Annotated in this window: 11 protein-coding genes; all 11 read right to left on the reverse strand. The window is 68.2% G+C overall.

Annotated elements, in window-relative coordinates; genetic code table 11:
- Positions 1 to 50 precede the first annotated feature (50 nt).
- The gene (locus tag J9314_RS10055; protein ID WP_210602290.1) at positions 51 to 1,496 is read right to left on the reverse strand and encodes a glutamate synthase subunit beta; all 1,446 of its coding nucleotides are present in this window, start codon (positions 1,494 to 1,496) and stop codon (positions 51 to 53) included.
- Positions 1,489 to 6,189, reverse strand: coding sequence for a glutamate synthase large subunit (gene gltB / locus J9314_RS10060; protein ID WP_210602291.1), 4,701 nt, complete (start codon positions 6,187 to 6,189; stop codon positions 1,489 to 1,491). The genes J9314_RS10055 and gltB overlap by 8 nt, the downstream gene beginning before the upstream one ends.
- Before the next feature lie 188 nt (positions 6,190 to 6,377).
- Complete coding sequence (locus J9314_RS10065) at positions 6,378 to 7,445, reverse strand: prolipoprotein diacylglyceryl transferase family protein (protein WP_210602292.1); 1,068 nt, start codon at positions 7,443 to 7,445, stop codon at positions 6,378 to 6,380.
- A complete protein-coding gene (gene trpA, locus J9314_RS10070) occupies positions 7,442 to 8,233 on the reverse strand; it encodes a tryptophan synthase subunit alpha (RefSeq protein WP_210602293.1) in 792 nt (263 codons plus the stop codon). Before trpA ends, J9314_RS10065 begins: the two co-directional genes overlap by 4 nt.
- The gene (gene trpB, locus J9314_RS10075; protein ID WP_210602294.1) at positions 8,230 to 9,444 is read right to left on the reverse strand and encodes a tryptophan synthase subunit beta; all 1,215 of its coding nucleotides are present in this window, start codon (positions 9,442 to 9,444) and stop codon (positions 8,230 to 8,232) included. Before trpB ends, trpA begins: the two co-directional genes overlap by 4 nt.
- Positions 9,445 to 9,571: 127 nt before the next feature.
- Positions 9,572 to 10,369, reverse strand: a complete 798-nt coding sequence (gene trpC / locus J9314_RS10080) for an indole-3-glycerol phosphate synthase TrpC (RefSeq protein WP_210602295.1) — start codon at positions 10,367 to 10,369, stop codon at positions 9,572 to 9,574.
- Positions 10,366 to 10,635, reverse strand: a complete 270-nt coding sequence (locus J9314_RS10085; protein ID WP_210602296.1) for an HGxxPAAW family protein — start codon at positions 10,633 to 10,635, stop codon at positions 10,366 to 10,368. The genes trpC and J9314_RS10085 overlap by 4 nt, the downstream gene beginning before the upstream one ends.
- A 97-nt stretch (positions 10,636 to 10,732) precedes the next feature.
- Positions 10,733 to 11,266, reverse strand: coding sequence for a Trp biosynthesis-associated membrane protein (locus J9314_RS10090; RefSeq protein ID WP_210602297.1), 534 nt, complete (start codon positions 11,264 to 11,266; stop codon positions 10,733 to 10,735).
- Between the two features lie 5 nt (positions 11,267 to 11,271).
- Positions 11,272 to 12,846, reverse strand: a complete 1,575-nt coding sequence (gene trpE / locus J9314_RS10095; RefSeq protein ID WP_210602298.1) for an anthranilate synthase component I — start codon at positions 12,844 to 12,846, stop codon at positions 11,272 to 11,274.
- Entirely contained in the window at positions 12,836 to 13,192 is a 357-nt protein-coding gene (hisI, locus tag J9314_RS10100) for a phosphoribosyl-AMP cyclohydrolase (RefSeq protein WP_210602299.1), read from the reverse strand. Before hisI ends, trpE begins: the two co-directional genes overlap by 11 nt.
- Entirely contained in the window at positions 13,189 to 13,953 is a 765-nt protein-coding gene (gene hisF, locus J9314_RS10105; RefSeq protein WP_210602300.1) for an imidazole glycerol phosphate synthase subunit HisF, read from the reverse strand. The genes hisI and hisF overlap by 4 nt, the downstream gene beginning before the upstream one ends.

The following is a 13,953-nucleotide window of genomic DNA, read 5'->3' on the forward strand; positions in this document are numbered from 1 at the left end:
ACAGCCGACACTTCAGCGTGCCGAAATCTCAATGCTTGACACAGATCATCTTAGCACTTGAACCCGGTGTCACGGGGTCCGACCGGGGCCGGCAGCCGTGTCGAACCGGTGAGGAACGTGTCCACCTCGGCCGCTGCGGCACGCCCCTCGGCGATTCCCCAGACGATGAGCGACTGGCCTCGCCCGGCGTCTCCGGCGACGAAGACGCCCGGCGTCGCGGTCTGATACGAGTCGTCACGGGCGAAGGCGCCGCCCTGACCGAGTTCGAGCCCGAGGGCCTCCGATTCGGGTCCGGAGAAGCCGAGGGCCAGCAGGATGAGATCGGCCTCGAGAACGTGCTCGGTGCCGGGTGTCGGTACGCGGCGGCCGTCGAGGAACTGTGTCTCGGCGACCTCGATTCCGCGGACCCGAGAGTTCCCGTCGCTGAGGAATCCCGTCGTCGAGGCGAGGTAGCGCCGCACGCCGCCCTCCTCGTGGGAGCTCTGCACCTCGAAGATCCGCGGCACGGTGGGCCAGGGATCGTTTTCGCTGCGATCGGTCGGGGGCTTCGCCCCGATCGCCAGCGTCGTCACCGAGGCCGCCTTCTGACGCAGTGCGGTGCCGAGGCAGTCCGCGCCGGTGTCTCCGCCGCCGATGATGATGACGTGCTTGCCGGCCGCGTCGATCGCAGGCGGCGCAGTTTCCCCGGCCTGCACGCGGTTCGAGGGCACGAGGTAGTCCATGGCGAACTCGACGCCCTCGAGCTCGCGGCCGGCGACGGGCATGTCCCGGGGCACGGTCGCACCGGTGCACACGAGGACGGCATCGAAGCGGGCGCGCAGATCCTCCAGCGTCAGCTCCGCACCGATCTCGACCGAGGTCTCGAACCTGGTGCCCTCGGCCCGCATCTGCTCGATGCGACGGTCGATGTGGTGCTTCTCGAGCTTGAAGTCGGGGATTCCGTAGCGCAGCAGTCCGCCGAGGCGGTCGTCGCGTTCGTAGACGACGACGGTGTGTCCGGCCCGGGTGAGCTGCTGTGCGGCGGCGAGTCCGGCCGGTCCGGAGCCGATCACGGCCACGGTGTGCCCGGTGATCCTCTCCGGGATCTCCGGCGTGATCAGCCCGGCGGCGAAGCCCTGGTCGACGATGCTCACCTCGACCTGCTTGATCGTCACCGCCGGCTGGTTGATGCCGAGCACGCAGGCATTCTCACACGGTGCCGGGCAGGCCCGGCCGGTGAACTCGGGGAAGTTGTTCGTCGCGTGGAGCAGTTCGACGGCTCGGGCGAGCTCGCCGCGGTACATCGCGTCGTTGAACTCCGGGATGAGGTTGCCCAGCGGGCAGCCCTGGTGGCAGAAGGGCACACCGCAGTCCATGCAGCGTGAGGCCTGCCGGCGCAGCTGCTCGGGGTCTCCGGCCTCGTAGACCTCGCGGTAGTCGAGCAGTCGGATCGGGACCGGGCGGCGCTTGGGCGTTTCGCGGTGGGGGACGGTGAGGAATCCGTGCGGATCAGCCATGGGTGACCTCCAGAATGGTGTTCCAGGCGGCGTCGGAGTCCGGGGAGTGCCCGGCTGCGGCGAATTCGGCCTGGATGTCGCGCACCGCCTGGTACGCGACGGGAATGATCTTCGTGAAGCGCGAGAGGACGTCCTCTCCGCGGCGCAGCCCGCCCAGCAGCTCGGCCGCCAGCGGTGAGCCCGTCCACTCGACGTGTTCGTCGAGGAGGCGCTCGAGCACCGTCATATCGTCGACGCCGACCCCGGTGAACCGGAAGACGCCGGCCGCACGTTCGTCGGGATTGAGACGAGCGGGGTTGAAGTCGAGGACGTAGGCGGTGCCGCCGGACATGCCGGCCGCGAAGTTCCGGCCGGTCCCGCCGAGGATCACGGCGATGCCGCCGGTCATGTACTCCAGCCCGTGATCGCCGATGCCCTCGACGACCGCCTCGGCGCCGGAGTTGCGGACCATGAACCGCTCCCCCACCTGGCCGGAGACGAAGAGCTTGCCCGAGGTGGCGCCGTAGCCGAGCACATTGCCGGCGATGACGTTGTGCTCGGGCCGGGTCCGGCTGCCCTCGCCCGGGTGGACGCTGATGGTGCCGCCGGACAGGCCCTTGCCGACGTAGTCGTTGGCGTCACCGGTCAGGTCGATGCTCACACCTGCGGGCAGGTAGGCGCCGAGCGACTGTCCGGCTGTGCCGTGGAGCTCGAGTCGGATCGTGTCCTCGGGCAGTCCGCGCTCGGCATGGGCCCGGGTGACGTGATGGCCGAGCAGGGTGCCGGCCGAGCGGTCGGTGTTCTCGATGACCGAGCTGATCGTCACCGGCTGGCCGGTCGCGATCGCCTCGCTCGCCTGGTCGAGCAGACGCAGGTCGAGCTCTCCGGCGAAGTCGCGGATGACGGGGCCCGCGCACTTGCGCGGTCCCTCTGTCGACCCGTTGAGGTCGGCGGGCACGGTGAGGATCGACTCGAGATCGAGGTCGAGCCCCGAGGCGGCCGCCCGCTCTTGATCGATGCGCAGTCTCTCGACCGCACCGATCGCCTCGTCGAGGGAGCGGAAGCCGAGCTGGGCGAGGTAGCCGCGCACCTCCTCGGCGATGAAGGTGAAGAAGTTGACCACGTGGTCGGCCTGACCCTGGTACCGCTCGCGCAGGACCGGGTTCTGGGTGGCCACCCCCACGGGGCAGGTGTCCTTGTGGCACACGCGCATCATGATGCAGCCGGAGACGACGAGCGCCGTGGTCGCGAACCCGAACTCCTCGGCGCCGAGCAGGGCGGCGATGATGACGTCGCGTCCGGTCTTGAGCTGACCGTCGACCTGGACGCTCACGCGTTCGCGCAGACCGTTGAGCACAAGCGTCTGCTGTGCCTCGGCCAGACCGAGCTCCCAGGGGGTGCCGGCGTGCTTGAGTGAGTTGAGCGGGCTCGCACCGGTGCCGCCGTCGTGTCCGGAGACGAGGACGACGTCTGCTCCGGCCTTCGCCACACCGGCAGCCACGGTGCCCACGCCGACCGCCGAGACGAGCTTGACGTGGACGCGGGCGCGGGCGTTGGCCCGGCCGAGGTCGTGGATGAGCTGGGCGAGGTCCTCGATCGAGTAGATGTCGTGGTGCGGAGGCGGTGAGATCAGACCCACTCCCGGCGTCGCGTGACGGGTCTTCGCGATCCACGGGTAGACCTTCTCTCCCGGCAGCTGTCCGCCCTCACCGGGCTTCGCTCCCTGGGCCATCTTGATCTGCAGATCGTCGGCCTCGGTGAGGTAGTGGCTGGTCACGCCGAATCGTCCCGAGGCGATCTGCTTGATCGCCGAGCGGCGTTCGGGATCGAGGAGACGGTCGGTGTCCTCGCCGCCCTCACCGGTGTTCGACTTCCCGCCGATCCGGTTCATCGCGATCGCCAGTGTCTCGTGGGCTTCCTTCGAGATCGAGCCGTAGCTCATCGCCCCGGTCGAGAAGCGACGCATGATCGCTTCGGCCGGTTCGACCTCGGAGATATCGATCGGGCCCTGTTCGCCGGGCACGAGGTCGAAGAGTCCGCGCAGGGTCATCAGCTCGCGCGACTGTTCGTCGATCATCGCCGTGTACTCGGAGAAGATGTCGAAGCGCTTCGTCGCCGTCGCGTGCTGGAGCTTGAAGATCGTCTCCGGGCTGAACAGATGGCCCGGTCCTTCCCGACGCCACTGGTATTCCCCTCCGACCCGCAGCGGGCGGTGGGCCGGCTTCGGATGGTCGTCGCGGTAGGCGTCGGCGTGTCTGGCCGAGGTGTCCGCGGCGATGTCCGCGATGGTCTTGCCACCGAGTTGATGGGGCGTCGAGGTGAAGTGGCGATCGATGAGGTCACCGGACAGGCCGACGGCTTCGAACGTCTGCGCGCCGTGGTAGGACTGGACGGTCGAGATGCCCATCTTCGACATGATCTTGAGCATGCCCTTGTTGAGCGCGGACAGCACGTTCGCCACGGCAGCGGTCTCGCTGACCCCACGAAGACGGTCGGCCCTCACGAGCGCCTCGGCGGTCTCCATGAGCAGGTACGGGTTGACCGCCGAAGCACCGAAGGACACGAGGGTGGCCGCATGGTGGACCTCGCGCACGTCCCCGGTCTCGACGACGATGCTCACCCGCGTCCGCGTCCGCTCGCGCACGAGGTGGTGGTGCAGTGCCGAGGTGAGCAGCAGCGACGGGATCGGCGCGAGGTCGGCCGTGGACTCACGGTCGCTGAGCACGATGAAGACCACGCCCGCCTCGACGGCGGCGCTCGCCTCGGCGCACAGTGCCTCGATCCTGGCCTCCATCGCATCGGGACCCGCGTTGACCGAGTAGAGACCGGACAGGGTCACCGCCGGTCGCGGGTTCTCGGTGCCCAGGTGCTCCCCGCGGATGTGGGCGATCGCGGCGAGTTCGTCGTTGTCGATGACCGGCCTGCGCAGCATGATGTGCGCGGAATCCGGGTGATCGTGGTTGAGCAGGTTGCCCTCGCGGCCGAGTCCGGCGGCCATGGACGTGACGATGTGTTCGCGGATCGAGTCGAGCGGCGGATTCGTCACCTGCGCGAAGTTCTGGTGGAAGTAGTCGAAGAGCAGTCGCGGTCGCGTGGACAGTCCGGCGATCGCTGTGTCGGTGCCCATCGCCCCGAGCGGTTCGGCTCCGGTCTCAGCCATCGGGGAGATGAGCACGCGCAGCTCCTCCTCGGTGTAGCCGAAGGTCCGCTGACGACGGCGGACCGAAGCCTGCGGGTGCGTGACGTGGACGCGTGTGGGCAGCTCCTCCAGACGCTTGGAGCTCTGCTTGACCCATTCCTCGTAGGGGTGCTGGGTCGACAGCTGGTTCTTGATCTCGGTGTCCGAGATGATCCGCTCGGTCTCGGTGTCGACGAGGAACATCCGGCCCGGGGTCAGGCGACCGCGGGCGACGACGCTCTCCTCGGGCAGGTCGACGACGCCGATCTCGCTGGCGAGGACCACGGTGTCGTCGGTCATCACGTAGCGGGCCGGGCGCAGGCCGTTGCGGTCGAGTACGGCACCAGCGAGGCGGCCGTCGGTGAATGCGACGCAGGCGGGACCGTCCCACGGCTCCATGAGCAGAGAGTGGTATTCGTAGAAGGCGCGGCGGGATTCCCCCATGCCCGGATTGTTCTCCCAGGCCTCGGGGATCATCATGAGCATCGCCTGCGGCAGCGACCGGCCGGAGGCCTCGAGCAGCTCCACGACGGCGTTGAACGACGCCGAGTCCGAGGCTCCGGGAGAGATGATGGGACACAGGCGGTCCACGCTCGTACTCGTCGTGGGCACCGGTGAGGCGAGCAGTTCGGAGTCGAGCTGGGATTCCCTGGCCTGCATCCAGTTCCGGTTGCCGCGGACGGTGTTGATCTCACCGTTGTGGGCGATCGTGCCGAAGGGCTGGGCGAGCTGCCAGGACGGGAAGGTGTTCGTCGAGAACCGCGAGTGGACGAGCGCGATCCGCGAGGTCAGGCGTTCATCGCTGAGCTCGGTGTAGTAGCTGGCGAGCTGCCCGGTCGAGAGCATGCCTTTGTAGGTGATCGTGCTCGGAGACAGCGACGGGAAGTAGATGCCCTCGTGGTCGAGTCGCTTGCGGACGATGAATGCACGCCTGCGCAGATCGGCATCGTCGCGAGCCGGGTAGCGTTCGTCGAAGCCGAAGAAGACCTGACGCATCCGCGGCTGAGTATTCAGAGCGATGTCACCGAGGACCGAATCGTCGCGGGGAACATCCCGGTACCCGAGGACGATCAGTCCCTCCTCGCCGGCGATGCGGCTGACGGTGGCCTCTTCGGCGTCGGCATCTTCGGTGCCGGCCTGCGGCAGCTCGCTCGTGCTCGCCGGGCTCACGGCGGCTTTCCGACCGACGAGGTCGGACCGGTAGTCCTGAGAGAAGAATCCGATGCCGGCTGCGTACTGGCCGGGCGCCGGGAGGGTGATGCCCTGTGCCGAGAGCTCCTCGGCGAAGTAGTCGTGCGGGATCTGCAGGGTGATGCCTGCTCCGTCGCCGGTGCCTTCGTCCGAACCGATGCCGCCGCGGTGCTCGAGCTTGCGCAGCGCGGTCAGTGCCTGATCGACGACCTCGTGGTCGGCGTCTCCGCGGTAGCGGACGATGAGAGCGAGTCCGCAGGCGTCGTGTTCGAGCGCCGGATCGTAGAGTCCTGCGCGACCTGGCGGGGCCGGAGTTTTCCGGCTCGGCGAAGTCCTGTGATTCATATGGTGCCTTCTCGGGGTTGTGACGGTCTCCGAAAAGACGACGCTGTCCTCTGCGGCTTGGGCAAGCCCGGAGGCGGCGCCGACCGGGCGGTGGCTGTGAGATGGCTCTCACGGCCGGGTTATCAACTTACACCCCGGGTCACCGGATGCCAAAGTCAGGAAAGGAGCGAAAGGTGAACCAATTCGTCTCAGTGGTCGGACGAATGGCGGTCGTCGTTACGGACCGACGGGGTGGAGTTACCCCTCACGTCCGGCACGATCGAGATCGCCGAGGTGACCGCTCCGAAGAATCCGAAGCTGTGCCGACCGGCGAGCTGCGCGACCGCGTCACCGTCCTCCGGTACCGCTGACTCAGCGACGGTCTCGGGCGTGTCCGTGCCCGACTCCTTCGACGCCGCGGGGTCGGGGATCCCGGACACCGACGGCAGAGGCGCCGAGGAGCTCCGAGACTCCGCAGGCGTGGGAGCCGACACTGCGCCGGGGATGTTTCGGGCGTTGATCTCGTAGGTGTGCTTGCCTCGCCGGTGCCGACGTGCCAGCGTGCGGGCACCGTGAGTGTAGACGCCGGCCTCCTGGGTGCGATGGCGCAGGCGGGAGACGATGAGCCAGACGACGCCGATGAGAAGGGCGAGAGCGGCCGTCCAGACGTTGACGGGCAGGCCGAGCAGCATCCGGGCATCCTCCGCCTCGGGGGTGCCGAGTCGCACAGCTTCGAGGAGGATGCGCCCGAGGCTGAACAGGCACAGGTAGAGAGCGAAGACCTGGCCGTAGCCCAGACGCAGGCGCTTCGCGACGACGATGAGGACGATGCAGGCCAGCAGGTTCCAGATCGATTCGGCCAGCACGGTCATGAGCGCTGTGCGTCCGGCGAACCAGTCGCTGAAGGCTCCGGCGACATGGCCGAGGATGAGCCCGGGGGCGACGGAGTCGAGCAGCGGCAGGAAGCGGATGCCCTGGAAGCGGGTGAGCAGCCAGACAGCGAGCAGGCCGATGAGGCTCGCACCCCAGAAGCTGAAGCCGCCGTCCCACAGCGCAAACGCTTGCAGGGGGTGACTGGAGGGACCGAAGTAGGTGTCGGGAGCGGACAGGAGATGGCCGATCCGGCCGCCGATGACGGCGGCTGGAACACCGACGACTGCGATCGCCCACATGTCTCCCCGGTGGCCGCCGCGAGACTGCCACTGGATGCTCGTCATCCACAGGGCGAGTCCGAGGCCGAGGGCGATGAAGACGACCCAGGCAGGGCTGAAGCTCATGCACACCCTTCGGCGAGCTCGGCGGCGAGGCGGCCGAGGCCGGCCACACCGTCGGAGTCCAGGGCTCTGACCAATGCGGAGCCGACGATGACGCCGTCGGCGTAAGCGGCGACCTCGGCGGCCTGGTCTCGGGTCGAGACCCCGAGTCCGACGCAGACGCGTTCGGCGCCGGCCTCGCCCAGTCGGGAGACGAGTCCGCGGGCATGGTCGTCGACCTCGGAGCGGACGCCGGTGACGCCCATCGTCGAGGCGGCGTAGACGAAGCCGCGGCTGGCCCCGACGATGCGGTCGAGCCGTTCGGGTGTCGAGGAGGGTGCGGCGAGGAAGATCCGGTCGAGATCGTAGTCGTCGGACGCTGCCATCCAGTCCCCGGCCTCATCCGGAATGAGGTCGGGGGTGATGATTCCTCCGCCGCCGGCGGAGTCGAGATCACGGGCGAAGTCCGCGACGCCGTACTGGAGCACGAGGTTCCAATAGCTCATGACCACGGCGGTGCCTCCGGCCGCGGCGATGGCCTCGACGGCAGTGAAGACGTCCTTGGTGCGCACACCGGATTCCAGTGCCGCTTCGGCGGCGTGCTGGATGACCGGGCCGTCCATGCCGGGGTCCGAGTACGGCAGGCCGACCTCGATGATGTCGACGCCTGCGCGGACGAGTTCGACCATCGCCTCGACGGATCCGTCGACGCTCGGGAATCCGACGGGCAGGTAGCCGATGAGAGCGGCGCTGCGTCCCGCCTCGGCGACGGAGGCCAACGTCGTGCCTGTGCGTGGACCTGAGTGCGTCATACCTGCACCGCCCCTTCATCGATGTAGTCGAACCATTTCGCTGCTGTGGTCATGTCCTTGTCGCCGCGACCGGAGAGGTTGACGAGCAGGACAGCATCGGAGCCGAGCTCGCGGCCGATGCGCATCGCCCCGGCCAGGGCATGGGCGGATTCGATCGCGGGAATGATGCCTTCGGTGCGCGAGAGCAGGCGCATGGCCTCCATCGCCTCATCGTCGACGACGGGTTCGTAGGTCACGCGTCCTGTGTCGTGAAGATGCGAGTGCTCGGGGCCGACCGACGGGTAGTCGAGGCCCGCCGAGACAGAGTGCGAGGCACGCGTCTGGCCGTCGGAGTCCTGGAGGATGTAGGTCGCGGACCCGTGGAGGACGCCGGGGCGTCCGCCGGAGAAGCGGGCGGCGTGACGGCCCGATTCGACGCCTTCTCCGCCGGCTTCGAAGCCGTAGATCTTCACCTGTTCGTCGCCGAGGAAGGCCGCGAAGAGACCCATCGCGTTCGAGCCTCCGCCCACGCAGGCGCACACGGCGTCGGGCAGTCTGCCTGCGGCCTCGAGGATCTGTTCGCGAGCCTCGACGCCGATGACGTTCTGGAACGAGCGGACCATCGCGGGGAACGGGTGGGGTCCGGCGACGGTGCCGATGACGTAGTGGGTGGCGTCGACGTTGGCCACCCAATCGCGCATCGCTTCGTTCATCGCGTCCTTGAGGGTGCGGGTGCCGTTCGTCACGGCATTGACCTTCGCTCCGAGCAGACGCATCCGGGCGACGTTGAGAGCCTGTCGCTGGGTGTCCTCTTCGCCCATATAGACCTCGCACTCCATGTCGAGCAGCGCGGCGACGGTCGCAGTGGCGACTCCGTGCTGTCCCGCACCGGTCTCGGCGATCAAGCGGGTCTTGCCCATCCGCTTGGCCAGCAGAGCCTGCCCGAGGGCATTGTTGATCTTGTGGCTGCCCGTGTGGTTGAGGTCTTCGCGCTTGAGGAACACGCGGGCTCCGCCGCAGTGCTTCGCGAAGCGGGTGGCCTCGGTGAGCAGCGAGGGCCTGCCGATGTAGTTGCGCTGGTAGTCCAGGAGCTCATCGGTGAAGGCTGGATCGACCTGCGACTTGCGCCAGGTCTCCTCGATCTCGTCGAGCGCCGGGATCAGCGCCTCGGGGATGAACCTGCCTCCGAACGCACCGAAGTACGGTCCGGTCTCCTCGCTCACATCGGTCATTGCGGTCCTTCTCGATCTCCTCGTGGCCGTGCGCGGGTGAGGCTGCGCCTCATACCCGGACATCGGCCGGATGGGTGCCGGTCTTCGCTCATGGTCGGTCACAGTCGCCGACGAGAGCGCGCGGGGTTCAGGATGCGGACACTCGACGGTGTTCCCGACCGACCGCGGTGTACTCCTCGACGGCGGCCTGCGGACGGCCGCCCGTGACGAGGGCTTCGCCGACGAGCACGAGGTCGGCTCCTGATTCGGCGTACTTCGCGACCTCGGCCGATCCGGCGACGCCGGATTCGGCGACCAGCGTGCACCCGGTCGGTGCCAGTTCGGCCAGCGGAGCGAAGCGGTCGGTGTCGACGCTGAGGTCCTTGAGATTGCGGGTGTTGACTCCGATGAGTTCGGCGCCGAGGTCGGCGGCGATCTCGAGTTCGTCGCGGTTGTGGGTCTCGACGAGCGCGGTCATGCCCAGTTCCGTCGCCAGGGCGTGGAATTCGCTCAGCTGTGCGGGGTCGAGTGCCGCCACGATGAGGAGCACGATGTCGGCGCCGTGGGCGCGGGCTTCGTGGAACTGGTATTCGTCGACCATGAAGTCCTTGCGCAGGACCGGGATGTCGACAGCGGCACGCACCGCATCGAGGTCCTCAAGGCTGCCGGAGAAGCGTCGGGATTCGGTGAGCACGCTGATCGCGCGGGCCCCGCCGGCGGCATAGAGGCCGGCCAGGGTGCCCGGGTCGGGAATGTGTGCGAGGTCCCCGCGGGAGGGTGACTTGCGCTTCACCTCGGCGATGACGCCGAAGTCGGAGTGGAGGTCGACGACTCGGGCCGGCGCTGCGGCCTGCGCGCCGGCGATGACCTCCGGCAGAGGAACGGAGTTGCGGCGTGCCTGCAGATCCTCACGCACACCGGCGACGATGTCGGTGAGGACCGTCATCGGCGCTTCGGCTTATTGCCCAGTCCGACGGCGCGCAGGATCATGCCGACGATGAGGCCGAGGGCGACGATTCCGATGGAGATGTAGGTGATCATCGGGTTGTGGATGGTGAAGCCCACACAGCCGACGCAGACGCCCACGAGCATGATGATGACGCCGGTCCATCCGGCGACGGAGTTGCCGTGACCGGGATCGGCGATCGCCGAATAGTCGATCGTGGATTTGTCGAGATCAGAGGCCCCGTTGCGGGCGAGGGACTGCGACATGGTGCTCCTTCGTGTGACTGCGTGGCACGCTGGTGGGATTCTTTCCTCCATTGTGTCACGCTTCGTGTGCGGACCGGGCACCGACCCGGTCACAGGGTCATTTCGAATCGGGCTCGCCGTCGTCGGTTTCGCTCTCGCCGGGGATGTCCTCTCCGCGGGAGAGTGCGTCCCAGGCTGCGGCGGAGTCGAATTCGCCGTCGGCGGCCTCGGCGGTGCGGGCGTAGCGGTTCGAGTTCGTCCATTTCGCCGAGGCGGTCGCCACCCAGATGATGCCGATGATGCCGATCCCGGCTGCGACGGCGGCGACGATCGGCCACGAGGTGGCGCCCGGTGCGCTCGCAGCGGTGAGCGCGGTGACGCCGTAGCCGAGAGCCGCGACGGCGGCGAGTCCGAGCACGACGAAACGTCCGACCTTGCCGAGCATCGCGGCGAGCAGGCCGGTCACGGCGATGATCGCCACACACGCTGTGGCGACCGGCGAAGTCCCGGAATTCGTGTCGTCGGTGACTTCGGCCACGCCGCTGGGTCCGAGCGTGTCGCCGACGGCGCCCGCCTGCCAGGCTGAGATCGTCAGCGCCCAGAGGGCGGCCGCGATGATGAGGACGATGAGGACGCCGCGCGATTTCGTCATCTGGGTCACTCCTGACTTCCTGCGGCGGATCCCGCTGCATTCGTGCCGACTGCAGCGGCGTTCGCGGCGGCGGCCGCCCGCAGAACGGCGGCGGCCTTGTTCTCCGATTCCCGGTATTCGGTCTCGGGCACCGAGTCCGCAACGAGTCCGCCTCCGGCGTAGACGCTCATGGTGCCGTCTCGGAGGACACCGGTGCGGATGGCGATCGCCAGGTCGAGGTCGCCGGTGAAGGACATGTAGCCGACGACTCCCCCGTAGATGCCGCGACCGATGGGTTCGAGTTCGTCGATGATCTGGAGGGCGCGGGGTTTCGGGGCTCCGGACAGGGTGCCTGCGGGGAATGTCGCCCGCAGGACGTCGATGGCAGTGGTCTCCGGAGTGAGCTCCCCGCGCACAGTCGAGGAGATGTGCATGATGTGGCTGTAGCGGACAATGTCCATGAACTCGCTGACGTCGATGGTGCCCGCGGCGCAGACCTTCGCGAGGTCGTTGCGGGCGAGGTCGACGAGCATGAGATGTTCGGCTCGTTCCTTCTCATCGGCCAGCAGCTCACGGGCCAGGGAGTCGTCGGCCTCCGGCGTGGCCCCGCGGGGCCGGGAGCCGGCGATCGGATGCGTGACGACGTCGCCGGAGCGGACGGTGACGAGCGCTTCGGGTGAGGAGCCGATGATGCTCGCCGGCTCCCCTTCGTCGTCGTGGAGGTTGAGCAGGTACATGAATGGGCTGGGGTTCGCGTGCCGCAGCATCCGGTAGACGCTCAGCGGCTCGGCTGTGCACGGGGTGTCGAAGCGCTGGCCGAGCACGACCTGGAAGGCCTCCCCGTCGACGATCTCCTGCTTCACCTGGTTCACCCCGTCGAGGTAGACCTGGCGCGGTGTCCGGGTGGTCACCTCGGGGTCGGTGGGGCGGACATCGATGATGTCGGCCGGGCTGGGTCTGCGCAGGCGGTCGAGCATCGCGGTGATCCGTTCGACTCCCGAGGCGTGCGCTTCGTCGATGCCGGTGTCGGCGCCGTTGACGTTGAAGACGTTGGCCACGAGGGTGACCATGCTCGTGTAATGGTCGTAGACGGCGATGTCGCCGGGGATCATCAGCTGCACCGTGGGCAGGTGGTGCTCGTTCGGGCGGGGTGGACCGAGCCGTTCGAAGCGGCGGATGATGTCCCAGCCGAAGTAGCCGACGAAGCTCGAGACCATCGGCGGCAGGCTCGATTCGTCTGAGCCGACGGCGAGCAGCTCGAGCGTCGCTGTGACGGCGTCGAGGATGTCTCCCTCGGTCGGGATCCCCACCGGCGGAGTGCCGGTCCATCGGAACCCGTCAGCGGTCGAGAGCAGGGTGGCGACCGGGGCGGAGCCGATGAAGGAGTAGCGGGCCCAGGAGCCGGCGACGGCGGATTCGAAGAGGAAGCTGCCGGGACCGCCGTCGGTGAGTTTGCGGTAGAGGCTCAGCGGGGTCTCGGAGTCCGCAAGCACCTGGGTGTGGACGGGCACGAGCCGGTGACCGGCCCCGAGGGAGCGGAATTCTTCGAGGCTGGGTCGGATCGGCAGCTCGCTGCCGGTCGCCGAGTAGTCAGTCGGCACTGATGGTCCTTCCGGTGAAGCAGGTCGGTGTGTTCGTGTGGCAGGCGGGGCCGGTCTGATCGACGCTCAGCAGCAGGGCGTCGGCGTCGCAGTCGAGGCTGAGTGAGCGCACATGCTGGACATGCCCCGAGGTCTCACCCTTGACCCAGTACTCCTGCCTGGAGCGGGACCAGTAGGTGGCCCGCCGGGTGTCCAGGGTGCGTCGGACGGCTTCGACGTCCATCCAGGCGAGCATGAGCACCTCACGGCTCGTGGCCTCCTGGACGATGACGGGCACGAGCCCGTCAGCATTCGGACGGATGAGGTCCTGCCAGTTCTCCGGGGTTGCGTCGATGTCGCGGCTCATCGGACTTCGATCCCTTCGGCTGCCAGGGCCGCCTTCACCTCGGCGATGCTCAGCGTCCCGAAGTGGAAGACGCTCGCGGCCAGGAGCGCATCGGCGCCTGCGGCGACGGCGGGGGCGAAGTGCTCGACGCGGCCGGCTCCACCGGAGGCGATGAGCGGGACGTCGACGGCGGCGCGGGCGGCCGAGATGAGTTCGAGGTCAAAGCCCTCCCGGGTGCCGTCGGCGTCGATGGAGTTGAGCAGGATCTCGCCGACTCCGCGGTCGGCGGCCTCGCGGATCCAGTCGATCGCACAGCGGCCGGTGCCGTCTCGTCCGCCGCGGGTGGTGACCTCGAACCCCGACTGTGTCGTCGTTCCCTGGGTGCGTCGGGCGTCGAGGGAGAGGACGAGGACCTGGTTGCCGAAGTGGTGGGAGATCTCGCTGATGAGTTCGGGCCTCGCCACCGCCGAGGTGTTGACCGACACCTTGTCGGCACCGTCGCGCAGCAGCCGGTCGACGTCGGAGACGCTGCGCACTCCCCCGCCGACGGTGAGCGGGATGAACACCTGCTCCGCGCAGGAGCGGACGACGTCGTGGACCGTTTCGCGGTCTCCGCTGCTGGCGGTGACGTCGAGGAAGGTGAGTTCGTCGGCGCCGGATTCGCCGTAGCGGTGCGCGAGTTCGACGGGATCGCCGGCGTCCTTGAGGTCGGCGAACTTCACGCCCTTGACGACGCGACCGCCGTCGACGTCGAGACAGGGGATGACTCTGACAGCTACCAC

It is taken from the genome of Brevibacterium oceani (assembly GCF_017948325.1).
Lineage (GTDB): Bacteria > Actinomycetota > Actinomycetes > Actinomycetales > Brevibacteriaceae > Brevibacterium > Brevibacterium oceani.

Excerpts from the sequence above, each read along its gene's own strand:
- J9314_RS10085 (WP_210602296.1), bottom strand. The coding sequence starts at position 10,635 with ATGTCGCAGTCCCTCGCCCGCAACGGGGCCTCTGATCTCGACAAATCC.
- trpB (WP_210602294.1), bottom strand. The coding sequence starts at position 9,444 with ATGACCGATGTGAGCGAGGAGACCGGACCGTACTTCGGTGCGTTCGGA.
- trpA (WP_210602293.1), bottom strand. The coding sequence starts at position 8,233 with ATGACGCACTCAGGTCCACGCACAGGCACGACGTTGGCCTCCGTCGCC.
- J9314_RS10065 (WP_210602292.1), bottom strand. The coding sequence starts at position 7,445 with ATGAGCTTCAGCCCTGCCTGGGTCGTCTTCATCGCCCTCGGCCTCGGA.
- trpC (WP_210602295.1), bottom strand. The coding sequence starts at position 10,369 with ATGACGGTCCTCACCGACATCGTCGCCGGTGTGCGTGAGGATCTGCAG.
- J9314_RS10055 (WP_210602290.1), bottom strand. The coding sequence starts at position 1,496 with ATGGCTGATCCGCACGGATTCCTCACCGTCCCCCACCGCGAAACGCCC.
- J9314_RS10090 (WP_210602297.1), bottom strand. The coding sequence starts at position 11,266 with ATGACGAAATCGCGCGGCGTCCTCATCGTCCTCATCATCGCGGCCGCC.
- gltB (WP_210602291.1), bottom strand. The coding sequence starts at position 6,189 with ATGAATCACAGGACTTCGCCGAGCCGGAAAACTCCGGCCCCGCCAGGT.
- hisI (WP_210602299.1), bottom strand. The coding sequence starts at position 13,192 with ATGAGCCGCGACATCGACGCAACCCCGGAGAACTGGCAGGACCTCATC.